The organism is Nonomuraea mesophila (assembly GCF_004352805.1).
Classification (GTDB): Bacteria; Actinomycetota; Actinomycetes; order Streptosporangiales; family Streptosporangiaceae; genus Nonomuraea; species Nonomuraea longispora.
The window spans coordinates 57,427-82,304 of the sequence record NZ_SMLD01000012.1 but is presented as its reverse complement, the minus strand read 5'-3'; the positions used below and the strand labels follow the sequence as shown (position 1 = coordinate 82,304).

Here is a 24,878-nt window from a genome sequence, read left to right as displayed (position 1 = left end):
GCGTACGACATGACACTCAAGCGGCGGCGCGGGATCCGCCACCCGCGGGGACGTCCGGCGATCATGCTGAGAGGGCGTCCCGGATCTGCTGGACGATGCTGGGCTCGAGGAAGCGGTGCCGGTCGTTCAGCTCGTCCAGCGCCTTGACGAACGGGCCCTCCTCCCGGAATTCGCAGGACACGACCATGTTGCCGCCGTGGTCCTGCCCGCTTATCCGCAGTTCCCCGGCCCGCACCACGTCGATCATGGCCGTGGCATCGCGGATCAGGGACGGCGTGGGCTCGACGACAGGGAACTCCAGTGCCCATCTGACCCCGGGCAGGAGTGCGCCGCCGGGCTCGCGCCAGGTGCCGAGCGCCATCTGGAGCAGTTCGGCATAGGTGTTGCGGTCAGAGGCCACGCTGGACAACAACGTCGTCCCCGAGACCCGGGGGTTGATCTCGATGACGTGGTAAGTGCCGTCGCGGTAGATCATCTCTACTTCGATGGCGCCCTTGACGTCGAGTTCGGCGCATGCGCGGATCAAGCGCTCGGCGAGATCCTCGAACTGCCTCTCAGCCTCCTTGCCGGGCCCGGCATAGCGCAGGGAACCGAACAGGAAAGACGGCTCGCCTCCCGTCGTGCCCTTCCACACGAGAGGCTGTACCAGATAGACGCCGTCCCGGCCGATGATCTCGACCGAGCACAGCTCGCCGTGCAGGCATCGTTCCAGCATGATGGTGCCGTCCGGCGGCCGGCCGAGATATTCCGCCAGCGCCGCACGATCGCCCAGGAAGCGGATCCCGTTGCCGAAGCTGTCCCACAACGGCTTCCCGAGCAGCGGGAAGCCGATCCCGGCCGCCCTGTCGGCAATGTGGTCACGGTAGCCGGGCATGAAAACGGTCCTGCCGTTCAGCACGTCACCGTCCACAACGAGGTCATCAGGGGCGCGAATGCCGGCGCGGCGGAGGAATGCCTTGGTGTCCGCCTTGTTCGCCAGCATGCCCGTGGTCTCCGCACCGTGCATGACGGTCGAGACACCGTCGGCGCTGAGCTCACCGGCGACGAGGGCGTCCCGTAACGCGTTCTCGTCACGCAGTGAGATCGAGATGAACGCGTCGGCTCCCCATCGCCTGATCCTCTCCGCGATCTGGCGGGGGCTCGCGTCCGCGGGGAGCTTCTCGCACGTGCCGGGAAAGTCGCCGGGTCCGCAACTCCCGTCCGTGTAGAAGAGTCTCGCTTCTGCCGCCGCCGCCCGCAGCGGCGCGTCCAGCTGCTGAATGTGAGGCGCGGCCCGCTGGATCTCGACCGAGCGGAGGAACGCCACCCGTCGCACGTCAGGCGTGGACACGTCGGCTCCCGGTCTCGGCCCTGTCGCGGATGTTCCAGAGGCTGCGCCTGATGTACGTGCGCTGCAACCAGCGGTCCTGCCCGTTGTAGCGAGCAAGGAACTGGGTACGGGCGTGCAGCCCCTTGCGGTTGTTGATCAGGAGCGCCTGACCGGGCGCGAGCCGGACCACGCTGGCCGCCTCGGGAGCCCGGCAGGCTGCCTGCAGCTGGTCGAAGGCTTCGGCTGCCTCTGCGGTGACGCATCGTACCCCGTTGGCCGCGACCGCGATCTCGGGAGCGTGGTCGGGTCCTGAGAGTATCGCGATCGGGTCTGAGTACACCTCCTTCCCGCCCGCGAACATGCGTACATATCCGCCAGGCGCGTTGAGCTGGAACAAGGGCGAGCGCAGGATCTCCACGGCGCGTGGATCGAGCACGCGCAGGACGTCGCGCGCGTCCGCGTACCACGTCTCGGCCTCGGCGGTGATGTCGGCACGCAGGCAGTTGAGCACCAGGAAGTCCGGGTTGCTGATGTCATAGCGGCCGCTCGTGTCGTGCACGATGTCGTTGTGGAAGTTGAGGAAGACCTTCGAGCCTTGGCTGGTCTGGGTGGTGGCGCCGGTCGCCGTGGGAATCACGTCGTGCACCACCCTGCCGTCCTTCTCGGTGACGAAGCCGACCGGCTCTCCGAGCAGCCCTGACAACCCGAGCAGCACACCTTCCGCGACGAACGTCGGCTTGCCGGCGCAGGGGCCGCCGTCCACCGGCGTCGGCGGGAGGTCCGGCTCGTTCGGAAGGTTGCTGACCAGCATCACGCCCGGAGTCTCGACATGGCGCCCGAAGTCGAGGACGGCCCGCAGCAGCGGCAGCGGCAGCCGGGCGAAGATCTGGTGGGTACGGGTCATGGCGTCGTCGAGGTCCGACGTCGGGTCGGGAAGGCTGAGCAGGCCCTCGAGGACGTCGTCACGGACGTCATCGGGAAGGGCCAGTTCGATCAGGCCGTTGCGCGGCCGCTGATGCTCCGTCATCGTCATGGTGCCGGCCTTTCTCATGAAGGTGGTCAGGGCTGTCGAATCGGCGCCGGTTGTAGGCGAGCATGTCGAGCAGGTCCGCGGCCGACACGCGAGTCGTGCCGTCCGGAGGGCGAGCGGCGATGGGCATGTCTCCCGTCGCGGCCCAGCGCAGGCGTCCCGCCGAGTCGATGACGGTGCGGGCCTGGTTGGCGTTGTCGGGATGAAGGCAGTAGGGGACGTCGAGCAATCCTCTGCGGAAGGCGCGGACCAGCGCGGCGCCCACCGACGAGCTCTGTTCGAGCACGGCGTCGATGAGCGCGCCCGCCTCCTGGTAGGCGTCATCGCCGTTGTCGCGGGTGTCGCCGTCGCCGGGCGTTGTGCGCCGCGCGGTCATCGCCGCCCATTCCAGGGCCTGCACGTTCTCTTTCACCGTGGGAATGCGGAAGGCTTCGGCGACGGTCTTCACGATGAGACGCTCGCAGCCTGTGAGCGCGGCCAACCGGGCGCTCTCGCCGAGCAGGGCCAGCGCTCCTTCGCGGCTCACCGGATAGAGGCCCATGAAGGTGTAGACGGTGACGTGCCAGGAGGCGCCGCCGAGCCGTTCGCCGGCCAGCCTGCGCAGGGCGGTGATGGCTTCGATGTCCTGCCGGTGGTTGGTCTGCTGGGCGTAACTGAGGGAGATGTCGCGTACCCCGTGCTGGAGGAAGAAGAGCCCCTCCAGGATGTTCAGCGCGATGAGCAGGCTCGGCGGGCAGAGCTGCCCGAGCATGCACCCGCCGAACGTCTCCAGATGGGCGGGGCCGCCCGGGCCGTCATAGGCGGCCAGGAGCTCGCACGAACGCGACCATTCCGCCACTGCCGCGGCCAGCGGCTCCCTGCTGTACGGAAGGCAGTACGAAACCGGCCCGCCCTCTGTCGCGGCGATGCCGGCGGCGAGCATCTCCCTGAAGATTTCGTACGGCCTGGCGGAGCCGTGCCGGAGCTGGACGGGAAAGACGCTCTGATCGAATTCCGCGATCAGCTCACGGGTTGTGGCAGCCCCGTGCGCCAGCAGCGGGAACCCGTTCAAGGGCGTTCCGCGCAGCAGTTCTTCTCTGGCGCGGTGCCGGTCACCGGTTCTGGTGAAGCTGTCCAGAGTGATCGTGCCGACCGTCTCGGCCCCCGCGTCGCGGACCGCCCGAAGCCCCTCCGCCATCCGCGCCGGGTCGGAGAACCCCATCCTGGACTGCACCACCAGTTCGCCACGGCCGGCCACTCGTCCGCCGAAACAACCCAGCCCTGCCAAGGGAACCCCACTTCACCCGGCAGCGGCCGTGCCGAACCGGGCCAGAAAGTATTCAAATTCCTGAACCGAACCGGCGGTGACGAAGACGCCGTCGAAGCCGAGGCGCAGCAGCGTCCTGACGTCCTTTTCCGGCACCTCACCGTTGACATTGAGAATGCCGCCGATGACCACGGGCAGCCTCCGTAACTCGGCACACTGCCGAATTCTGCGAATGTATTCGGGTGCCTCAATGGACCCATGGCCGTTGACCGTGCTCAGGACGAGCAGCTGAGGTCGTTCGGTCAGACAGCCGCTGACCAGCTCGCCGACCGGCACGCACGCACCGAGGTTTCGCACGTTGAACCCATATTCCTCGAGCAGGAGCTGGAGAAATACCAGGTTCCAGGTGTGCGAGTCCGAGGCGGTGGTGGACACTACGGCGCGAGGTCGGCTCAATTCTCTGCCCATAGTCCGGATCCACCCTCGTTCACCTTCTCACCCAAGGACTCGTGCACAATCATCGCGACGTGCCACCGGGCAAGTCCAGGGAAGGAGCCTGCGCGCGCAGGACATGGCCGGAAGACGTCAGTCACCTTTCTGTCTCAACAGCCGAGACGAAATCCGCATCGATGTCCATTTCCCGGGCCAGCCGCTCGACACCGGAAAAGTCGCGCACCAGCAAGGAACTCGCGCCTCCGCGTTTGCAGTCCTCCACGATGTCCGCCGCCTGTTCGATGCCGGCATGCCGGAGAATTCTCGGCCACGCCTCGTAATCCTGCGCGGCGAAGGCGTGCATCGCCTTGGGCAGGGCGCGTGCGAACATCCGCTGCTGGGCCGCGCTCATGCGGACGTAGAGCTCCTTGGCCACCTCCACCATCACGGAGCCGTGCGCGGCCTCGTCACGAGCGTGCAGCCGGGGCACCAGCGCGTGCATCGGCTGGATCGTCTCGTCACGGGAGAGCAACTCCAGGTAGGCGTTCACGCTGACCTCCGTCACCGTGGTCCACACCAGGGCGAGCAGGTCCCGATGCCACGCATCGGAGACCTTCTCCTGTTCGGCGAGCAGGTGCCGATAGGTCACCGCGTGCGGATAGTCAGGTTCGGGATCGAGCCGGCGCGCTTCGCGCGTGTGGTGCATCGCCATCATGTGCATGTAGGTGTGCCAGGTCTCGTCCACGTGTGCCTGCTGCACGGCCAGCTTGAGTTCCATGCGTTCGCTTCCTGGGAAAACACCGTGCACGATTTTCGCGAACGTGGGATTGGCGATGTGCTCCTCAGCGGTGATGACGCGCGCGTTGTACATCATCCAGGCGTGTGTCAGCACGGCCTGGCGCTTGTCGAAGGAGGCGTCGGCGTAGCCGGGATGCTCGGCGAAGGGAAGGAACCTTTCCGGATAGTCCGGCACGAGCGGATCGTGTTCCTGCGGAGCGGCCAGGAGGTCCATGTGGCTGCGGATGGTCGCCCGGCGCGGCCATGCCGCGGATATCCGCCGCAGCGTGGCCGGCCCGATCTCGGTCTCAGTCTCGGTCTCGGTCTCGGTCTCGGTCATCGAGTGCCCGCCTTCCTCTTCGAGAGAACCTCTTGGACGGAGTCGTCAAGGATGTCCATGCCGCGGTGCAGCGCGTCGTCGTCGATGGTCAGCGGCGGCATGATCTTCACGACCTGGCTCGCCGCGCCCGACGTCTCCAGCAGGAGACCCCGCCTGAACGCCGCCAGCGAGATCTCGGCGGCCACGGCGCCTTCCGCGAAGAACAGGCCCCTGAGCAGCCCGCGTCCACGTTCGATGCCGCTGGTCATGCCGCGCACCCGTTCGGCCAGCAACAGGCACTTCTTGTCGAGATCGGCTGTGAACTGCGGTGACGACCACAAGCCGAGGGCGGCCGAGGCGGTGACGAAGGCGAGGTTGTGCCCGCGAAACGTCCCGCTGTGTTCGCCCGGCCCGAGCAGGTCGAGGTCGGGGCGAATGAGGGTGAGCGCCAAGGGCAGCCCGTAACCGCTGATCGACTTGGCCAGGCACACGATGTCGGGGCTCAGTCCCGCCTCCTCGAAACTGAAGAAGGAGCCGGTACGGCCGCACCCTGCCTGGATGTCGTCGACGATCAGGACGATGCCCCGTTCGTGTGCCACCTTCTCCACCCGCCGCAGCCATTGCGGTCGCGCGACGTTCAGGCCGCCCTCGCCCTGCACCGTCTCCAGGACGATCGCCGCCGGCGGGTCGATGCCGCTGCCCGGGTCATCGAGCAGTTTTTCCAGATAGTCCACGGTGTCGACGTCCTGGCCGAGGTAGCCGTCGTACGGCAGGCGCGTGACCCGGTCGAGGGGCACGCCGGAGGCCGCTCTCTTGCCCAGGTTGCCCGCCAGGGCCAGCGCCCCGAGCGACATGCCGTGGAAACCGTTGGTGAAGGCGATGACGTTGGTGCGTCCCGTCGCCCTGCGCGCGACCTTGAGCGCGGCCTCGACCGCGTTGGCGCCGGTAGGGCCGGTGAACTGGACCCGATAGGCCAGCCCGCGTGGACGCAGGACGATGTCGTCGAGCCCGCGGAGCAGATCCGCCTTGGCCTCGGTGTGCAGATCCATCGTGTGGACAGGTCCGTCCGCCGCCAGATAGTCGAGCAGCGCCGCCTTGATCGCCGGATGGTTGTGACCGTAGTTGAGCGCTCCCGCCCCGGAGAGGAAGTCGATGTACGAGCGGCCCTCCTGGTCCCAGAGCACGTGCCCGCGTGCTCTGACGAAGACGGCGGGAAATCTCCGGCAGTAGGTTCTGACGTTGGATTCCAGTTCGTCGAAGATGGTGACCATGCCCGTCTCCTGAAAGTCAGTCGTCGTACTCGACGCAATCGGCCGCGGCGCGTTCCAGGGCGCGGATGACCGGAGGCAGTGAGGCCGGGCGATCGGTTTCGGCCCAGACGGTGAACATCCGTTCGAGGCCGCCCCGCCTCCAGTCGAGCCGCTGGCCCGTCCGCACTCCCCCGTCCACCGCCCAGACCTCCGGATGGGCACGGAACCAGGACGGCATGTGCGCCGCCCGTACGGTGACGGGCCTGAGGGGTGGCAGCACCCGGTACGCGAGAACGCACCGGTCGAAGACCGGCTCCCTCGGCTTGACGTCCTGGCCCAGGGCGATCTCCAGGGCCAGCCTGAACGGGTCGAGATCGCTGCCCCTGCGCAGCAGCCGCCCTGTCGTTCCCCCCATCCGGCCGTTGACCTCGATCACCCGCGGCCCTTCCGGGGTGAACTTGACCTCGACGTGGGAGATGCCGGTGGTGATGCCTACCGCGTGGATGGCGGTTTCCGCCGCCTCCAGCACCTGCTCGCGGTAGTCGTCCGGGAGGTTGTCCGGGATCACGAATCCGGTCTCCCTGCAGGGCGCCGTCAGCGGAAGTCTTTCCACGATCGCGAAGTGCCAGCAGCGGCCGTGGCTGACGGCGGTCTCGACCGAGCAGTAGTCGCCGAGCCACGGTGAGGAGGGGTTCCGTCCAGGGGACAACATCTCCTCCACGACCCAGGCTCCCGCCTGCGACGAGGGGTTGATCGCTCGTACGTCCGCCCAGGATGCGCAGCGGTAGACGTCCACGCTGGCCGTGCCGCGAGCGGGTTTGATGATGACGGGGAAACCGATCTCCCGTACAGCGCGCTCGAAGCCCTCCGGGCCTGGGACGGTCACCTGCCGAAGCGGCGCCGCACCGCTGCCGTTCAGCAGGGACCGTTGCCGCACCTTGTCGGTGAGTGCGCCGACGACCTCCGGCGAGTGGAAGGGCAGGCCGAGACGTTCCGCCAGCGTGGCCGTCTCGGCCAGCACGAACTCGCTGTACGTCGTGATCCCCCGCACCCGTCCGGCGAGCCGGGCGGCGATGCCCTCTTCTGAGGACTCGGCGAGGTCGTACGTTTCCGCCATCTCCTCCATGAACGCCAGTACGGACCTGGTGTGCTCCTGACGGCCGTCGGCGACGAAGACCACCTCGCACAGGCCGTCGGCGGCGTCCATGATCTCGGCGGGGCTGGCGGAGCCGAGGGCATAGACGACCAGGACGGTGGGAAGCTCCTGTGTCATGCCGGCTCCACCGCTGTGAACTCGATCGGCATGCCGGTGATGCCCAGGATGAAGTTCGAGCGCAGGCGGGTGATCTCGCCGGCCACCCGGAAACCGAGATCGCCGGAGAACAACCGCTTGAACAGGACGCTGAGCTCGATCTGGGCCACCATCGCGCCGATGCAGCGATGGATTCCCTGTCCATAGGACAGGTGACGGTTCGGCGTGCGCCGGATGTCGAAGCGGTCCGCGGCAGGAAACTGCTTCTCGTCGCGGTTGGCCGAGACGTTCCACAGCGTCACGTGATCGCCTCGGGAGAGGTCTTTCCCCTTGACGGTGACGTCCCGGGTGACCACGCGCTGGACGTACGCGTTGGTGGAGCTCCAGCGCAGCATCTCGTTGAGCGCGCTGTCCATGAGCCCCTGGTCGGCGCGTAGGAGCGCCTGCTGAGCGGGATTCTCGACGAACGCGAGCAGTCCCGTGCAGGCCGTGTACGAGGAGGTCTCGTCACCGCCCACGGCGACGTTCAGGCAGTTGTAGAGGATGTCCTCCTCCGGCCAGGGCCTGCCGTTGATCTCCGAGCCGAGCAGGATGCTCATCAGGTCGTCCCCCGGGTTCGCGCGGCGCTCGCGGACGAGATCGGCGAAGATGTCGAAGATCTCGCCCTGGATCTCGGCCAGCCTGAGCCGGTCGTCGTCGGCGGTGTCCACCAGGAGCGGGTCCTGGAACCCGATCATTTTCCTGGTCAGGCCGATGAGTTCGTGTGCCTGGGCGTAGGAGACGCCCGCTATGGTCATCAGCGCGGCCGCGGGTAGCTCCGTCGCGATCTGCGTGGCGAAGTCGCAGCCGCCGTCGGCCCGCGCGCGTGCCAGGGCCGCGTCGACCAGTTCGGCGACCTTCGCTCCGATCAGGTGCACGGTCTGTTGCGCGAACGCACGATGAATCTGCTGGCGCAGCATACGGTGCCTGGGCGGATCCGAGGCCACCAGCATGCGGCCAGCGGCCGTGTCGGCCTCGCTGCGGAAGGAGCCGCCGAGCATCGCGCCGCCCTGGGAGCTGAAAACGGCGTGGTCGTTGTAGGCGGCGGCCACGTCATCGTAGGCGGTCAGAGCCCAGAAACCGGCGCCGGCACCGGTCTGGTGCCAGTGCACGGGGTCGTGCGCCCGTAGCCAGGCGAACATGTCGTGGTGCCTGCCGCTGACGAAGTGGTCGGGGTCCAGCAGGTCGATGGTCAGCGCGTCCATGCTCAGCCCTTCCGTTCGATGCCGACGGCGGCCTCATCGATCAGCTTGGCCAGATCCCTGAGCACGGTGTTGTCGAGAATGTCGCGGAACCCGATGGATACGCCCTTGTCCTGCTGGAGCATGCGCCGGACGCGGAAGGCGAGCAGGGAGTTGCCGCCGATCTCGAAGAAGTCGTCGTTGGCTCCGATGTGCTCGACGGACAGCAGGCGCTCCCACAGGTCCGACAGATAACGTTCCGTTCCGTCCGCGGGCGGTACGTAGCCGCGCCAACGGGACTGGTGGTCATGGAGCTGCTGCTCCAGCGCCTGCCTGTCGCGTTTGCCGTGGTCGTTGGAGGGGATCTCCTGCAGCGGCAGGATGGCGCTCGGGACCATGTAGTCCGGCAGTTCTCCGGCCAGGCTCCTGCGTAGCTCCTTCGGCGGCAGGGTGTCGTCCACCACCACGAAGGCGACCAGCCGGACGCCGTCCCCGTCGCCGGCCGGCAGCACGACCACGTCCCTGACCTGGGGATGCCGTCCGATGACGCGCTCCACCTCTCCCGGCTCGACCCGGTAGCCGCGCACCTTCACCTGGTCGTCGGCACGGCCGACGAACTCGAGCAGGCCGTCCGCGCGTTCGCGGACAAGATCACCGGTCGCGTACATGCGCCCGCCGTCGCCGGCGAAAGGGTCGGGCGGGAACCGCTCGTCGGTGAGTTCGGGCTGGTCGAGATAGCCACGGCCGACCCCGGGACCGCCCACGTGGAGCTCCCCCATTTCACCCTGGGGAACCGGCCTTCCGTCGGCGTCGAGAACGTAGGTGGTGACCCCGTCCAGGGCTCGCCCGATGGGGACGGTGTCCTCGTCCGGGCCCACGTGCCGCACCCGGTACGCCGTGCAGGCGGTCGTCGCCTCGGATGGGCCGTAGAGGTTGACGAACTCCCCGGAGAACTCCCCTGCCAGCAGATCACGGCAGGTCGAGGGAAGCAGGACGTCTCCCCCGGTGTGCAGGATCCGCAACGCGGAGAAGGCGTTCCTGTCCATTCGCACGATGTGGTTCAGGGCCATCGTCGGTGCCAGCATGACGCTGATCCGCCGCCTGCGCAGCTCACGCTGCAGATCCGAATTGAGCAGCTCGGTTATCGGCGGCACCACCACGATCTCGGCCCCATAGGCGAAGCTGCACCATGTCTCGAAGCTGAAGGCGTCGAAGGAGACATTGGAGATCTGAGCGGTACGGTCGGTGGGCAGCAACGTGGGCAACCCTTTGTTCCTGGCGAAGGCGACCAGGTTGCGGTGTTCCAGCACGATCGCCTTGGGCACACCTGAAGAGCCGGAGGTGAACAATATGCAGGCCGCCGCCTCAGGAGGCACCACGGGCCCCGCGGCGGGGACATCCTCGAATGCGCCGCCGCTCTCCCATTCGAGCACGGCCTCGCCGAAATGCGTCAGCGACCGCCGCCCGCCGGGTCCCACCAGGATCAGCTTCGCACCGCTCCGGCGAATCATGAGGTCACGGCGCGCCTCCGGATATCTGAGGTCGACGGCGACGTACGCGGCTCCGGCCTTGAGCACACCGAGGATGGCGACGAAGGTGTCGACCGAACGCGGCAGGCAGATCGCCACCCGGTCCTCGGCCGCCACACCGAGCCGCCCGAGCCGCGCGGCCAGCACGCTGGAGCGTCGGTCCAGTTCCGCATAACTCAGAACCTGATCGTCATCGCTGACCGCCGGTTTCCCTGAATACGCGGCGGCCGTCTCCATGAATAACTCCACCAGATTACACAAAGCGGCACTCCTTTACTCGGGACCGAATTCAAAATTTTCCATCGAGAATGCCTTGACTGGATCGGAGATAACGACGCAGACTGCCTGTCAGGCAAATGCTCATGGAGAGAGGTCGAATGGTGTATGCGCAGCGCACGGAAATTCACTCTGATATCGAGCTGTTCCGGCGTGCGGCCGAGGAATGGTCTCGTGAGCGGCGATTCCCCCTGCTGGCCGGCCCGGAGATAAACCGTGCCGCGTACTGGCTGACCAGGAACGGCGACGTCGCCGATCTGCCCGCCGTCTCCCCCGAGCCGCGTCCCGGTGTCGTGGTCTCGTGCGGGGACGGCGCCGTCGCCGCGATCGCGGGGCTGCTGGCCCGGGCGACCGACCGCCCCCACGAGCACGTCGCGCCGTCCGAGGTGCCCCACCTGCTGACGCACCGGGCCGGCGAGCTCGTGGCGCTGGTCGGCCTGCCGGACGACATCGAGGCGATCGGAGACTGGCCGGGCCAATGGGCGCCGGCTGTCGGCGTGGTCACCGCTCGAGGTCTTCCCGCGCTGGCCGCGCTCGTCTACCGGTCGCTCATCCTGCCCGATCTGCCGACAGCCCCTGACCGGCGGCTGGTCCATCCCTCCATGCCGGGCTCCCAGGACGCCGATGTCACCAGCTACGGCGAGAAGGAACTGCTCACCGAGCGTCCCTCGCGCGTGCTCACCCTGCGGAGCCACGGCAGGGAATGTTGCGTGCACCTGCCGGACGGAGTCATCTGTGGCCGCTCGGACTCGCTCGGCACGCACCACGAGGCGCAGCCCGGCCGCCGTCTGCCCTCGTGCCTGCTTGGTGCCGGCTGCTTCCGCCTCGACCTCGATCCCGGGGACCGGATTCCGGCCCGCAGCGTCGCCGCCAGCGTGATCTATGTGCACGCCTGTGACCCCGTCGCGCCGGGAGTGAACGCGATGCCGCACTCCGTCAACGTGGCGCTGGGATTCCTCGACGGCACCGCGGTGGCCGTGGTCGGCGCCGTCGGCAGGCAGCGAGCCGATCCGGACGCCGAGAAGGTGCTGGTGGACGCGCTCAACGCGCGACTGCGGCTCGGGGAGGCGGTGGCCCTGCTCAACGAGCACGGCCAGGGAGTCGGCGGCGAGATGAGCGTCACCGGCCTGCTGGGGGACCCGGCCGTCATCGTGCGCGACGCCGCCGTCTCCGATGTCGTCGAACAGGACGCCGGCCGAGCCATGCCGGCCGCCATAGCCGTCGATCCCGCCCACATCGACGAGGCGTGCTACCTGACCGGCAGTGTGCTGCGCCCCCTCGATGTCCTTCGCTGGGCCGACGTGCCCGCGGACCCGGCCGAGCTCGCCCGGCTCGACGATGCCGCACTGCTGGTCGCGCAGGCCTGCATGCAGGCCGGTCATCCGGCCGCCGGGCAGGTGCCCACCCTGCTCAAGGAACTGGCCGACGACCTGGTGTCGGTGCAACAACGTATGCTCGACGGGCTCGCAGGCAACGCCTACAGCACCTGGTGGCAGTTCGGCGGGCCGACCCGGACCGTCTACCGGCAGGAGTCCGCCCACGCCGAACGGTGCCCTCACTGCGGGCGTCCGTCCGGCCGGAGGGTCGTCTACCGTCACCGTGTCAAGGAGGCGCTGGAACTGCGGGTGGGGCTCTGCCGGCGCTGCGGGCCCTGGCAATGGCGCATCGGCCGGGAGGAGACCGTCCGTCATCGGGCGGACATCGACCGGATCGCCTACGTGGGCGAGCCGTCCACGGTCACGATGGCACTGGAGAATCCGTCCGAGCGGACCGTCCGCGGAGCGGCGGCGTTCTGCTTCGTCAACGGAGCCTACGAACGGCAGCAGCAGCCCGCGTGCTGGCCGCTTGCCCTCGGCCCCGGCGAGCGACGAGAGGTCACCGCAGCCGTGACCGTCCAGCGTGAGGTGAACCCGGACCTGCACGAGGCGGTCTTCATGACGCTGCTGGACGGCACGCTCACCGTCCTGCCGATCTTCTTCGATGTACGACCCATGACGAGCGTGCAATGACCCAGGCATCGATGGCCCTCCGCGGAAATGGCTCCCGGACTCGGGCGCGGCCAAGTATTCGCGAGCGGTGAAGCCGCATGGAGAAATGAGCAGCTCTGCTCGTTGAGATTCTGCAAGCACGGGCCGCCCGAAACCAGATTCCCCGTGGGCCTGCCGGGGCCATGGCACCGACTCGCCATTCCGCGGCAGGCATCTCACCATCTGGACGTCGGCGGTCACCTCTCCGGGACGGCGGGAATGTCCGGTAGATGTCCGGCTGGTGTCCTGCTGTTCTCTCCCCGCCCGTGGAAAACTGAGGGCCCACCGAAACCGGCCGGCGACTCCGTTAAGCATTCGATCGGAACTCGCCCCGCAGCGATCGCCGAGCAGCGCGGGGAGGCAATATCATGAATAACACGTCTCACATCGCCACGACGGACGATCTGGCGCGCCGGCTCTATCGGATGGCGCGCATCCAGGCGGGCTGGTCGCCCATCGAGTTCGCCGGCGAAGCAGCGGTTTCCGGCCAGGAGATCGAAGAATCACTGGAACGGCTGGAACAACTCGGGCTGTTGCGTCCGTGCCGGCGATCACCGTCGGGTTACCGGGCGATGGATCCGCGCCGGGCGCTGGATCGGCTCCTTCACATGGAATTGGCGCAGATCGATCACTATCGGCGACACGTGACCAGCACACATAACGCCATCAGAATGCTCACCGAAGACTTCTCCGGCTTCGACGAGGACCGTCGCCAGGCCGTCAGGGTCGAGATCATACGCGACCCGGCGGAGGTGGACGCGTTCCTGCACGACGCGATAGCGCTGCTCCACGGGCACGAATACCTCATGTATCAGGGAGCCACGCCGTCCGTCGAACTCGTCGACGAGATGCTGCTCCGCGACTGTCACGCTCTGGGCCGCGGCATTCAGGTCAAGGCGCTGCACGTACGCCATATCGCCGAAGTGCAGCACGTCCGCGACTACCTCATCGACGTCAGGCACCGAGGCGCGGACGTTCGCCTGGCCGACTGGCTTCCCCTGCACTTGATGATCCTCGACGACGCCCTCGCTCTGATCCCGATCGATCCGGAGGGCCCCCTGGCCGGCTTCCTCGCGGTCTTCAGCAGGGAGGTCGCCCGCTCCTACCGAGCGATCTTCGATTTCTCGTGGCTCGCAGCGGTGCCACTCGACGCGGCGCAGGCCGCCGACGAGACGGTGGGCGTCGAAAAGCTCCAGCTCACCCCGCAGGAGCTCGCCATCGCACGGATGCTCGCCACAGGCACCACCAACCACGCGATCGCGCGCCATCTGGGGGTCTCCGCTCGGACACTGAGCAGGTTGATCACCACCCTGCTCGAGCGCCTGCAGGTTCAGACCCGTTTCCAGGCAGGGATGAAGATCGCCCAGCTGGATCTGCTGACGACGAACGGGATTCCTCCCGCCGAGAGCGCGGCCGGACGACGATCTCCTGGTGAGTAGCGTGCGGAGGTCCTCGACCAAGCCCGTGCTGTTCTGCGTCCCCCACGCGGGCGGCACGGCCAGTTCCTTCGCCGCCTGGCGTGACCTGCTCCACGACTGCGCCGAAATCCGTCCCGTCGAACTCGCCGGCAAGGGCGCCAGGACCGGCGAGCGGCCCTACACGAGGCTGCAGGACGCGGCGGCGGACGTCGCGGACATCGTCCAGGAAGGGGCCGCCGGCCGTCCATGGGCGATCATCGGGCACAGCCTGGGCGCGCTGATCGCTTACGAGGCCGTACGCGTGCTGGGGGCTCGCGGCCACCCACCCGCCCAGCGCCTTGTCGTCTCCGGGTGTCCCGCGCCCCGGCCGGGCTCGCGCGCGAACGACGACCCGCAGGACGACAAGGAGGTCGCGCGGCTTCTTCAGCGGCTCGACGGCATACCGCCGGAGATCTCCGACGACCCTGAAGCGGTGTCGTACTTCGCCGGCCTCGTCCGGGACGACGGCCGGCTCCTCGCCGCGTACACGCATGTGCCACCGTCCGCCCCCTTTCCGTGTCCCGTCACCGTGCTGGTGAGCACGGACGATCCGATCACCAGCGGCAAGGACCCCGCCGACTGGGAGCTGGCGGTGGCCAGGCCGGTACGCATCCGCCAGGTGACCGAGCCGGGCCACTTCTTCCCGATGAGCGATCCGCGGCAATGCGCGCGGGTGGTGCGCGACGAGTTCGGCTGGCCGCCGGCGCCCGGCGACACGGGCTCCCGGTTGTACCTGAACCTGTTGAAGAAGATCCTGACGAACGTCATCTACGAGGATCCTCCTGTCCCCAGTGAGTGGAACCACGGTCGCGCCTACGACCGGGTCGACCGGGTGGCCGGACTGGACTGGCCGAGCCGCGCCCACACGATGGTGGGGATGCGCCGCCTGGACAACGTCCAAACGTGCATCGAACGCGTACTGCGCGACGAGGTTCCAGGAGATCTCATCGAGACCGGCGTCTGGCGTGGCGGCACCACCATCTTCATGCGAGCGGTGCTGGCCGCCTGGGAGGTCCGGGACCGGGTGGTCTGGGTGGCGGACTCCTTCCAGGGCATGCCCGAACCGAAGCCGGGCTCGCACCGGGAGGATGCGCGGCTGGGCACCCACACGTTCAACGACTTCATCGGCGTGCCGCTGGACACGGTGAAGCGGAACTTCACGGCGTATGGGCTGCTCGATGAGCAGGTCAGGTTTCTGCCGGGGTGGTTCAGCGACACACTCCCCGCCGCCCCCATGGAGCGGCTGGCGGTGTTGCGACTGGACGCCGATCTGTACGAGTCCACGATGGACGCGCTCACCCACCTCTACCCGAAGCTCTCCCCCGGCGGTTTCGTCATCATCGACGACTACTTCCTCAAGGTGTGCAGGGACGCGGTGTACGACTTCCGCCGACGGCACGGCATCGACGACGAGATCAGGGACATCGACGGCTACGGCGCGTTCTGGCGTCGTGGGCCTTAGGAGAACGCCTCATGCCGATCCGTGCCGAAGTCCACGGCCCCCCGCACGATGCCGGCCGGCACCCGGCCTCATTGGCGGATGCCCTGGTGCGCGCCGCCGCGGAGGCGCCCGACCACGGCGTCGTGATAGCCGCGCCAGGCGACCGGCCCTGCACCATGATGACATATCCAGACTTGCTGCGATCAGCACGGTCTATCCTGGCCGGGCTGCGGCGCGCGGGGTGCGCCCCGGGCGAGACGGTCATCCTGTACGGCCTCGATCTGCCTGGCTATTTCCCCTCCTTGTGGGCCTGCCTGCTCGGTGGGCTGGTGCCGCTCCCCCTGGACGTCGGCGCCGACGTCACCTCGCGCCTTCGTTCGGCCGACCGCCTGACCGGCGTGAGCGACCTCCTCGGCGGCCCGCGCGTCCTGAGCTGCGCGCAGGCCATCACGGGGCTCGCCGGTGCGCGGTCCCTGCGGCTCATGGACCTCGACGACTGCCGCGGCCCGGCGGAAGACGCGCCAGAGCCCCCGCGCGTGGCGGAGGAGGACGAGGTCGCTCTGCTCATGCTCTCGTCGGGAAGCACGGGGGTGCCCAAGGTCATCCCGCTGACCCACGGAGGGCTGAACGACTTCGCGGCGGGCAACCGGCGGATGCTGGGGTGGGAACGCCAGGAGAGCACGCTCAACTGGCTTCCGCTCGACCTCAGCGCCAGCCTGCTGCTGTATCACCTGCTCCCGGTGTACGCGCAGATGACGAACGTCCACGTGCGGCCGCAGCACGTGCTCGCCCGGCCGGCGCACTGGCTCGACCTCGTCGCACGCCACCGGGCGCACCACACGTGGGCACCCGCGTTCGGCTTCCAGCTGATGCTCGCGGAGCTCGCGGACGGCGATCAGCGACCGGACTGGGACCTCTCACACGTGCGCTCGCTCGTGTGCGGCGGCGAGCAGATCACCACTCGCCTGGCCGACGGTGTCGTCGCAGCGCTGGCACCGTACGGCGTCGCTCCGGACTGCTTCGTCCCGGCCTGGGGCATGACGGAGACCTGCACCGGCATCACCTTCGGCCGCTACGGCCGGCCCGGCAGCGTGCACCGTCTGCGGCCTCCCGTCCTCAGCGGCCCGATCCTGCCGGCCGGTCCCGGCGTCCCGGACGAGGAGTGCGTCACCTTCGTCGCACTCGGCCGGCCCGCGCCAGGTGCCGGTCTCCGGGTGGTCGACGACCAGAACCAGGTGCTCAGGGAGGACGAGGTGGGGCACCTGCAGGTGCGATCCGCGCGCGTGACACCCGGCTACCTGCACAACGACGAGGCGAACGCCGTGGCGTTCGCGGGCGATGGCCATGGTCATGATCGCTGGCTGAGCACCGGCGACCTGGCCTTCATCTCGGACGGCCAGATCGTTATGGTCGGCCGGCGGCACGACGTCATCGTGCTCAACGGCGAGAAACACTCGTGCCTGCGCATCGAGGAGATCGTCGCATCCGTGGCAGGGGTCCTGGAAGGAGCGGTGGCCGCCTGCGCCGTACGCGACGAGGACATCGGCAGCGAACGGCTCGCCGTCTTCTTCGCACCCTCTCCGGGAGGCAGGTCCCCGGAGGAGATCGCCGAGGAGGTGGGACGGACCCTCATGCGCCGGCTGGGCCAGATGCCCCGGCACGTCGTTCCCCTCGCGCCCGCCGACTTCCCCAGAACGCCCGGGGGCAAGCTCCGTCGCGCCGAGCTGATCACGCGCCTGCCCACAGCCCGGCACGCGCACGCGCCGCGGCCCGGCCCTTCGACAGACCTGCACCGCCTGCTGCGCGAGGAGATCAACCGGGCGGGTGGCCAGGTCGACGCGCACGGCGCCTGCGACCACCGGCCGTTCTACGAGCTCGGGCTGACCTCGGTCTCCGTCGTACGGCTGCACGCGCGTCTGTGCCGGGCGCTCGGCGAGCGCTTCCCCGTCCATGTGCTCTTCGAGCATCCCTCCATCGCTGAGCTGGCCGCGTACCTCGGCGGGGAGAACCGCCTGCCCGGCCATGCCCCACGGCCCGGCCGCGTCGGGCCCGGCGCGCCGATCGCCGTCATCGGGGTGGGCCTGCGATTCCCCGGCGCGACCACGCCTGACGAGTTCTGGGAGAACCTGCGCGCCGGCAAGGACTGCACGACGAAGTTCGGCGATCGCCTCAGGCCGGACGCCTCCCCGGTCGTGGCCGTCGGTGGGGTCCTGGACGACGTCATGTCCTTCGACCCCCGCTTCTTCGGCATGAGCCCGCACGAGGCGGCTCTCACGCATCCCGCGCACCGGCTGTTCCTCGAATGCGCCTACCGGGCGTTGGAGTCCGCGGGATACGCCGATCGGCGCGACGGAATCCGCGTCGCGGTCTTCGCCGGTCAGGGCATGACGCTGCTCGATTACCAGTCTTCCGCCCACGGCGAGGAGGCCGGACTCGCGGATGCCATGGGGGCCGCGATCGGGCGGCAGGGCGACTTCCTCGCATCGAGAGTCTCCTACCGGCTCGGACTGTCCGGACCTGCGATCGGCGTGCAGACGGCGTGCTCCACGTCTCTGGTGGCGGTGCATCTCGCCGTCCAGGCCCTGCGCGCGGGCGAGGCGGATCTGGCGCTGGCCGGGGCCGCCGCGATCCACCTGCCCCAGGACACCGGCTATGTGCACCATCCCGAGTCGGTGCTGTCCCCGTCCGGCGTCTGCCGGCCGTTCGACGCCGCGGCGGACGGCACCGTACCGGGAAACGGGGTGGGCGTCGTCCTGCTCAAGCCTCTCGACGCGGCGCTCGCGGACAACGATCCGATCCTCGCGGTCATCAGCGGCACGGCCGTCAACAACGACGGCGCGCGCAAGGCCGGTTTCACCGCGCCCAGCGTTCAGGGCCAGGTGGACGTGATCCGTACGGCGCTGCGCCGAGCACGTTCGCGTCCCGAGGACCTGAGCTACGTGGAGGCGCACGGGACCGGGACCCCCGTGGGAGACCCCATGGAGCTCAGCGCACTGCACCAGGCACTGCGCCCGGATCCCCGAGCGGGGCGGCCCTGCGTGGTCGGCTCGGTGAAATCCAGCGTCGGACACCTCGACACCTGCTCCGGCATCGCCGGGCTGATCAAGGTGGTGCTGATGCTGCGGCATCGGCGGCTGGTGCCGACCAGGAACCTGCGGCATCCGAGTCCGGCGCTGCAGTCGGCGAAGGGCGCTCTCGTCCTGGCGGATGCGGAGTACGAGGCCCCTTGGACCCGGGAGGACGGCGCTCCGCTTCGCGCGGGGGTCAACTGCCTCGGAGTGGGAGGCACCAACGCCTTCGTGGTCGTGGAGGAACCGCCCGCGCAGCGGGCACCCGGCCTCCCGCGGTCCGAGCCCCGCCCCTGTCCCGTGCCGCTGTCGGGACGCACGGAGAAGAGTGTGGGTCAGATGGCGACCGTGCTCGCCGACTGGCTGGCCGAGCATCCCGACACTCCCGTGGCCGACGTGCTGGCCTCGCTGGCCGCTCGTCCCGGCTTCGACGTCCGGGCGGCCGTCACCGGCTCCTCCGCCTCCGAACTGGCACGGAATCTGCGTGAGAGCGCCGCCGCCGGGATCCGCACTGAGCCGCGCGACGGATCCCTCGCGTTCGTGTTCTCCGGGCAGGGCAGCGCCCGGTACGGCATGGCGTCCGGCCTCTACGCGATGCTTCCCGAGTTCCAGGCGGTCCTGCGCGAATGCGATCAGGCGTACCAGGAGTGCGCCGGCGGTGGCCTGCTGGACGCGCTCCTCGACGACGGCGCGACCAGCCCCCTTCCCCATGTCCTGGCTCAGCCCGCGCTCTTCGCCTTTCAGGCGGCTCTGACCCGCCAGTGGCGCGCGTGGGGGCTTGAGCCCGCGTACGTGTGCGGTCACAGCCTCGGCGAGATCTCCGCGCTCCACGCGGCCGGCGCGCTCACGGCGGCCGAAGGCGTGCGGTTGACCGCGCGGCGCGGCGAGCTCATCGGATCGCGGGTGAGCGCGGGCGGCATGGTCGCCGTACGCGGCGACGGCGCCGAGGTCGAGCGTGTCTCCCGGGCCGGCGGGCTGGAGATCGGCGCACGCAACGGCGGACGGGACTTCGTGCTCTCGGGGCCACCCGAGAGGCTCCGGCACGCCGAGTCACTGCTGACGGAGGCGGGACTCGACTGGTGGCTTCTGGAGACGGACCGCGCCTTCCACTCCTCCATGCTCGACACGATGGTGCCCGCGTGGGAACAGGTCGTCGCCCGGACCACGTTCGCGCCTCTCGGCACACCGCTCGTCTCGACTGTTGACGGGGCGATCCTGCCCGCAGGCGCACACCTGCCTCCTGGACATCTCGCACGGCAGATCAGACAGGCCGTACGTTTCGACCGCGCCGTCTCGTCCCTGAACACCGCCGGCTGCGAGATCTTCCTCGAGATCGGGCCCAGAGACGAGTTGAGCGCCCTGGGACGGAGAAACCTGGCTCACTGCGCCTGGATCCCGGCCCTCAAGCGCGGTGCGTCCCCGCTCGGCGGCCTGGCGTCGGCCGCGGCCGAGCTGTACCGCTCGGGCTGTGCTGTGGACTGGGGCCGGTTCGCCCCGGAGGGGGAGCGGATCGCCCTGCCCCCTCATCCCTTCGAGCGCCAGATCATTCCATATCCCGGTTCGCAGGAGACGGCGGCGATGCAGAACGAGGTTCTCGACGGTATCCGATCGATGACGGCGCTCCGGCTCGGCCTCTCCCCCGACGAGGTCAGCGCCGACAGGACGTTCGTAGCGCTGGGCGGCGACTCGTTGTCCCTCGTCTCGCTGGCCGGTCAGGTCGAGCGACGATTCGGCGTGCGCGTCGCCCTGCGAGCGTTGTTCGAGGAGGCCGACACACCACGCAAACTCGCCCACATGGTGGCCCGTGACACCCGTGGCGCGGATCCCACGCCGTCTGCACTCGTCCGGGAACGGCCTGCGACCGCGTACGCCCCTGCTCCGCCCGGCTCCGGCGACCTCTACACGGAGCAGCTCAGGCTGGCCGAGAAGATGGTCGACTCGGTCACCAGTCTCATGGCACGCCAACTCGACACGCTGGCGACCGCGCCCGCACCACCGCCACCCGCACCACCTTCACGGGCACCTTCACCGGCACCTTCACCGGCACCGCGGGAGCGCCCGCCGGTCAGCGTCTCCGGGACCTGGCCGTGTGACTTCAGCCTCTCTTTCTTCGGCGACTATCCGGACCAGGACGCGCCGGCCAAGTATCACCACATTCTCGCCGCCGCCGAGTTCGCCGATCAGAACGGATTGCACACCATCTGGATGCCGGAGCGTCACTTCCACTCCTTCGGCGGCCTGTTCCCCAGCCCTTCGGTGCTGGCCGCGGCACTGGCGGCGCGCACGACGCGGGTCCGGCTGCACGCGGGCTCCGTGGTCCTGCCCCTCCACAATCCCATCCGCGTCGCCGAAGAGTGGTCGATGGTCGACAACCTGTCGCAGGGCCGCGCGGGGCTCTGCGTGGCCTCCGGCTGGCACGCCAACGACTTCGCACTGGCGCCGGAGAACTTCGGCGACCACCGTGACCTGATGTACGACCAGCTCGCCACGGTACGCAGGCTGTGGGCGGGAGAGCAGATCCCGGTCACCTCGGGCACGGGTGAGACCATCGAGATCACGTTGTTCCCTCGCCCTGTCCAGCCCCGGCCACCCCTGTTCGCCGCCGTGGTGGGCAACCCCGCCAGTTACCGCCGCGCGGCGGAGAACGACCTGGGCATCGTCACCAATCTGATGTCGCAGAGTGTCGGGCAGCTCGCCGCCAACGTCGCTCTGTACCGGCGCACGCGGCGCGAGCTGGGGCTCGATCCCGACGGGGGACGGGTGGTCGTCCTCGTGCACACCTATCTCGGGGACGAACTCGACCAGGTCCGGCACGAGGCGGCGGGCCCCTTCAAGGCGTACCTCCGAAGCTCGTTGCACCTGCTGGGGGACCTCGCGCGGAGCATCGGGATCGACGGCGACGTCTCAACGGCGAGCGAGGACGACCTGAACTTCCTGCTCGACGAGGCGTATCGCCGCTACTGTGCCGACCGGGCGCTGGTGGGCACAGTGGACACCTGCCGGCCCATCGTGGACGCGATCGTTGCGGCGGGCGCGGACGAGATCGCCTGCTTCGTGGACTTCGGCCTGCCGGGTGACCGGATGTCGGCGGGGCTGGAGCTGCTGCCGCGGCTGCGCGCCTCAGCGCCGCCGGCGGCTCGGCCGGGCCCCGCGCGGGACATGTCGGCTCCCGCCTCTGCGGCCCAGCGCCGGCTGTGGACCGTCGAACGGATGTATCCGGATCGCCGTGACTACTGGGAGTCCAAGGGTGTGCTCCTCAAGGGAACGCTGGACGTCGTGGCCCTCCAGGGAGCGCTGGACCGGGCCGTCGCCCGCCACCCGCAGGTGAACTCCGTCTTCCGCGAGGCCGACGGCGAGGTCAGGCAGGTCTTTCACGCCCCCGCGGCACTCCCGTGCCCGCTCGTCGACATGACGGGCCGTCCCATGGAGGAGGCGTTCGCCGAGCTGGCGGGCAAAGCGCGGGCCGCGGCACCGGACCTCGGTACCGGACCGCTGCTCCTCGCCCGTCTCGCCCATCTCGGTGAGGACCGCCACCTGCTCTTCCTGTCGGCTCACCACATCGTCTTCGACTCCTTCTCCACCGGTGTCCTCATCCGGGACCTGGCGGCCTTCTACCGGGCATGGCCCGCACAGCCGGCTGATCTGCCCCAGGCCCATGAGCAGCCGGATCGCCCGGACCTCGCACCGCTCGACGGGGAGACGAGCCTCGCCTTCTGGCGCGAGGAACTGGCCGGGTGCGAGCGGCTCTCCCTCCCGGCCGACCACGCCGCGCCGGCTCGGTCACGTGGGTCCTGCACCACCTGGGAGTTTCCGGACGGGCTGGGAGGGCGCGTCGCCGAGTACGCCGTCGAAAGGGGAGCCACACCGTTCATGGTGCTGCTGAGCGCGCTCGGCGCGGTGCTCGGCCGGATGAGCGGCCAAGCCGACTTCATGCTGGGCACCGCCGTCACGAAACGTCCCGCCGGCACCGAGAACCGCGTCGGCATGTACGTCAACACGGTGGTCCTGCGCATGGACCTGACCGCCGATCCGTGCTTCGACCAGCTCGTACGACGTGTGCGCGAGCACAGCGCGAACGCCTACGAACATCAGGACGTGCCCTTCGACGACCTGGTGGCCGCCCTCAATCCCGAGCGGGTGGCAGGTGTCAACCCGCTCTTCGGCGTCATGGTCGAATACGAGAACGCGGCCGGCGTCGACTTCGACCCACCTCGCGTGAACGCCGAGCTCCTGGACCTCCCCACGGATCGTGCGCCCTTCGACCTGACCTTCTACCTGACCGGTCATGGCGACGACCTGCGCTGTGCGGTGGAGTATGACGCCGCTCTGTTCGAGGAGGCCACGGTGCTGCGCGTCCTCGACTACATGGAGCAGCTGCTCGCACGCGCGCTGGCCGGCCCTCCGGCACGGTTGTCCGAGCTGACCGCGGTGACGGGGGCGGATCGCTCTCTCCTGTCCGCCCGCCATGCTCCCGTCCGGTCCGATCCGCCCGCGTGCCTGCACCAACTCGTCGAGGAGCAGGCTCGGCACACCCCCGACGCGCCGGCGATCGCGGGCGACGAGGAGGAGATCACCTACCGGATACTGGACCAGTCGGCCAACGCCGTGGCGCATGACCTGGCGCGGCGAGGCATCGGCCGCGGCGACAGAGTGGCCGTGTGCATGGCGCCGGGTGCGCCGCTCGTGATCGCGCTGCTCGCCGTCCTCAAGTCCGGTGCCGCGTACGTCCCGCTGGACGTCTCGCTCCCCGCGTCACGGATCGAGCTCTGTCTCGCGGACAGCGGTGCCGTCCTGCTCATCGTGGACGAGGGCTTCGCGGCGACGCATCCTGACCTTGCCCGCGATCATCAGCTGTACGTCACCGGCATGGCCGGCGAGGTCCCGCTCACCACCGATCCTCCCTCCGCCCCCTGCCGTCCTGAGGACCTCGCCTACTGCATCTACACCTCAGGGTCGACCGGGCGGCCCAAGGCGGTTCTGGTCCCGCATCGCGGGCCCGTCAACCTGGTGCGCTGGCAGCTCTGTCACCATCAGCCGCTGCGCACGCTGCAGTGGACCTCGCCGGGGTTCGACGTCAGCGTGCAGGAGATCTTCGCGACTCTCGCCTCAGGCGGCACTCTGGTCGTCGTGTCCGAAGGCACCCGGCGAGACGCCGAGGCGCTGGGCGCGGCGATGAACCGGCACGGCGTGCAACGGCTGCATCTGCCGGTCACCCCGCTGAAATATCTGGCGGAATGCGGCCTGAGCGTCCCCACGCTGCGCGAGATCTGGGTCGCGGGTGAGCCTCTCACCATCACGGCCGAGCTGAGGAGGTTCCTGCGGGCGCATCCAGGAGCGCGGCTCTTCAACCAGTACGGCCCGACGGAGGCCTCCGTGATCGTCACGAGTCACGAGGTCACCGACCTCGGTGATCCGCGGATCCCGATCGGCATGCCCATCGACAACGTGGCGCTGCACGTCCTGGACCCCGACGGGCAGGCGGTGCCCTTCGGAACGATCGGCGAGCTGTACATAGGCGGCCCCGCCGTGGCGTCGGGCTATCTCAACGACGCGGACGCCACGGCCGCGTGCTTCCTGCCGCGACCCGGCGCACCGGAGGAACTGCTCTACCGTACGGGTGACTTCGTCCGCTGGCGGGCCGACGGGAATCTGGAGTTCCACGGCAGGAAGGACGAGCAGGTCAAGATCCGTGGCCACCGGGTCGAGCCCGCCGAGACGCGCTGGGCGCTCGGGCAACTCGCCGACGTGCGCGACAGCGCCGTTGTGGTGCAGACGGACGCCGGCGGCGAGGCGCATCTGGTGACGTACGTCGTGCTCGAGCCGGGCGCCGTGGAGGGACCGGCTTGGAGCACGCCTCTGCGGGAGCGCCTGCGCGCCATGCTGCCGTCGTATCTGGTGCCCGACAGGTGGATTCGCGTGAACGAGCTCCCCATGAACGCCAACGGCAAGGTCGTCCTCCCCCGCCTTCCCGCGCCCGAGGCGGGCGGGGCCGGAGAAGTGCCGGCCACCCCCACGCAGAAAGCGCTCCACGAGATGTGGTGCGCGGAACTCCAGGTCTCATCGATACCGGTGACCGGTTCATTCTTCGATGCCGGCGGAAACTCGCTGAAGGCGCTGCGCGTCATCACCCTTCTTCGCGAGCGTTTCGGCTGTCAGTACCCCCTGGCCGACTTCATGGCCGCACCTGATATCCGTACGGTCGCCGACCGGCTCGATCGGGAGGCACGAGGTACGTGACGGACGCC

General features: G+C 69.0%; 13 protein-coding genes. 4 read left to right on the top strand and 9 right to left on the bottom strand.

What is annotated here, in order from left to right:
- Positions 1-61: 61 nt before the first annotated feature.
- From E1295_RS07295 to E1295_RS07255, 9 genes are all read right to left on the bottom strand, one after another.
- Positions 62-1,330: an ATP-grasp domain-containing protein gene (locus E1295_RS07295; RefSeq protein ID WP_132628900.1), complete on the bottom strand. Its 1,269-nt coding sequence runs from the start codon at positions 1,328-1,330 to the stop codon at positions 62-64.
- Positions 1,317-2,342, bottom strand: coding sequence for a TauD/TfdA family dioxygenase (locus E1295_RS07290; protein WP_246079894.1), 1,026 nt, complete (start codon positions 2,340-2,342; stop codon positions 1,317-1,319). The genes E1295_RS07295 and E1295_RS07290 overlap by 14 nt, the downstream gene beginning before the upstream one ends.
- A complete protein-coding gene (locus E1295_RS07285; protein WP_246079893.1) occupies positions 2,281-3,576 on the bottom strand; it encodes a methylaspartate mutase in 1,296 nt (431 codons plus the stop codon). Before E1295_RS07285 ends, E1295_RS07290 begins: the two co-directional genes overlap by 62 nt.
- A gap of 42 nt (positions 3,577-3,618) precedes the next feature.
- Positions 3,619-4,053, bottom strand: a complete 435-nt coding sequence (locus E1295_RS07280; RefSeq protein WP_132628899.1) for a cobalamin B12-binding domain-containing protein — start codon at positions 4,051-4,053, stop codon at positions 3,619-3,621.
- 121 nt (positions 4,054-4,174) lie between these two features.
- Positions 4,175-5,134 (bottom strand): diiron oxygenase, encoded by a 960-nt coding sequence (locus E1295_RS07275; protein WP_132628898.1) that lies wholly within the window; start codon positions 5,132-5,134, stop codon positions 4,175-4,177.
- Positions 5,131-6,384: a diaminobutyrate--2-oxoglutarate transaminase gene (ectB, locus tag E1295_RS07270; protein ID WP_132628897.1), complete on the bottom strand. Its 1,254-nt coding sequence runs from the start codon at positions 6,382-6,384 to the stop codon at positions 5,131-5,133. The genes E1295_RS07275 and ectB overlap by 4 nt, the downstream gene beginning before the upstream one ends.
- A gap of 16 nt (positions 6,385-6,400) precedes the next feature.
- Positions 6,401-7,636 (bottom strand): ATP-grasp domain-containing protein, encoded by a 1,236-nt coding sequence (locus E1295_RS07265; protein ID WP_132628896.1) that lies wholly within the window; start codon positions 7,634-7,636, stop codon positions 6,401-6,403.
- The gene (locus E1295_RS07260) at positions 7,633-8,859 is read right to left on the bottom strand and encodes a cytochrome P450 (RefSeq protein ID WP_220448585.1); all 1,227 of its coding nucleotides are present in this window, start codon (positions 8,857-8,859) and stop codon (positions 7,633-7,635) included. Before E1295_RS07260 ends, E1295_RS07265 begins: the two co-directional genes overlap by 4 nt.
- Before the next feature lie 2 nt (positions 8,860-8,861).
- Positions 8,862-10,601: a non-ribosomal peptide synthetase gene (locus E1295_RS07255; protein WP_132628894.1), complete on the bottom strand. Its 1,740-nt coding sequence runs from the start codon at positions 10,599-10,601 to the stop codon at positions 8,862-8,864.
- Between the two features lie 140 nt (positions 10,602-10,741).
- Here E1295_RS07255 and E1295_RS07250 point away from each other — a divergent pair, with 140 nt between their 5' ends.
- The 4 genes from E1295_RS07250 (at position 10,742) to E1295_RS07235 (ending at position 24,870) form a co-directional block, all read left to right on the top strand.
- The gene (locus tag E1295_RS07250) at positions 10,742-12,649 is read left to right on the top strand and encodes a hypothetical protein (protein ID WP_132628893.1); all 1,908 of its coding nucleotides are present in this window, start codon (positions 10,742-10,744) and stop codon (positions 12,647-12,649) included.
- A 443-nt stretch (positions 12,650-13,092) separates the two neighbouring features.
- Positions 13,093-14,106 carry a helix-turn-helix transcriptional regulator gene (locus E1295_RS07245; RefSeq protein ID WP_166427121.1) on the top strand — a complete coding sequence of 338 codons (1,014 nt, stop codon included), beginning with the start codon at positions 13,093-13,095 and terminating at the stop codon, positions 14,104-14,106.
- Positions 14,099-15,586: an alpha/beta fold hydrolase gene (locus E1295_RS48555; protein WP_166427120.1), complete on the top strand. Its 1,488-nt coding sequence runs from the start codon at positions 14,099-14,101 to the stop codon at positions 15,584-15,586. The genes E1295_RS07245 and E1295_RS48555 overlap by 8 nt, the downstream gene beginning before the upstream one ends.
- Before the next feature lie 11 nt (positions 15,587-15,597).
- A complete protein-coding gene (locus tag E1295_RS07235) occupies positions 15,598-24,870 on the top strand; it encodes a non-ribosomal peptide synthetase/type I polyketide synthase (protein WP_132628891.1) in 9,273 nt (3,090 codons plus the stop codon).
- Positions 24,871-24,878 lie beyond the last annotated feature (8 nt).

Excerpts from the sequence above, each read along its gene's own strand:
- E1295_RS07250 (WP_132628893.1), top strand. The coding sequence starts at position 10,742 with ATGGTGTATGCGCAGCGCACGGAAATTCACTCTGATATCGAGCTGTTC.
- E1295_RS07245 (WP_166427121.1), top strand. The coding sequence starts at position 13,093 with ATGGCGCGCATCCAGGCGGGCTGGTCGCCCATCGAGTTCGCCGGCGAA.
- E1295_RS07255 (WP_132628894.1), bottom strand. The coding sequence starts at position 10,601 with ATGGAGACGGCCGCCGCGTATTCAGGGAAACCGGCGGTCAGCGATGAC.
- ectB (WP_132628897.1), bottom strand. The coding sequence starts at position 6,384 with ATGGTCACCATCTTCGACGAACTGGAATCCAACGTCAGAACCTACTGC.
- E1295_RS07265 (WP_132628896.1), bottom strand. The coding sequence starts at position 7,636 with ATGACACAGGAGCTTCCCACCGTCCTGGTCGTCTATGCCCTCGGCTCC.
- E1295_RS07235 (WP_132628891.1), top strand. The coding sequence starts at position 15,598 with ATGCCGATCCGTGCCGAAGTCCACGGCCCCCCGCACGATGCCGGCCGG.
- E1295_RS07275 (WP_132628898.1), bottom strand. The coding sequence starts at position 5,134 with ATGACCGAGACCGAGACCGAGACCGAGACTGAGACCGAGATCGGGCCG.
- E1295_RS07280 (WP_132628899.1), bottom strand. The coding sequence starts at position 4,053 with ATGGGCAGAGAATTGAGCCGACCTCGCGCCGTAGTGTCCACCACCGCC.
- E1295_RS07260 (WP_220448585.1), bottom strand. The coding sequence starts at position 8,859 with ATGGACGCGCTGACCATCGACCTGCTGGACCCCGACCACTTCGTCAGC.
- E1295_RS07290 (WP_246079894.1), bottom strand. The coding sequence starts at position 2,342 with ATGACGATGACGGAGCATCAGCGGCCGCGCAACGGCCTGATCGAACTG.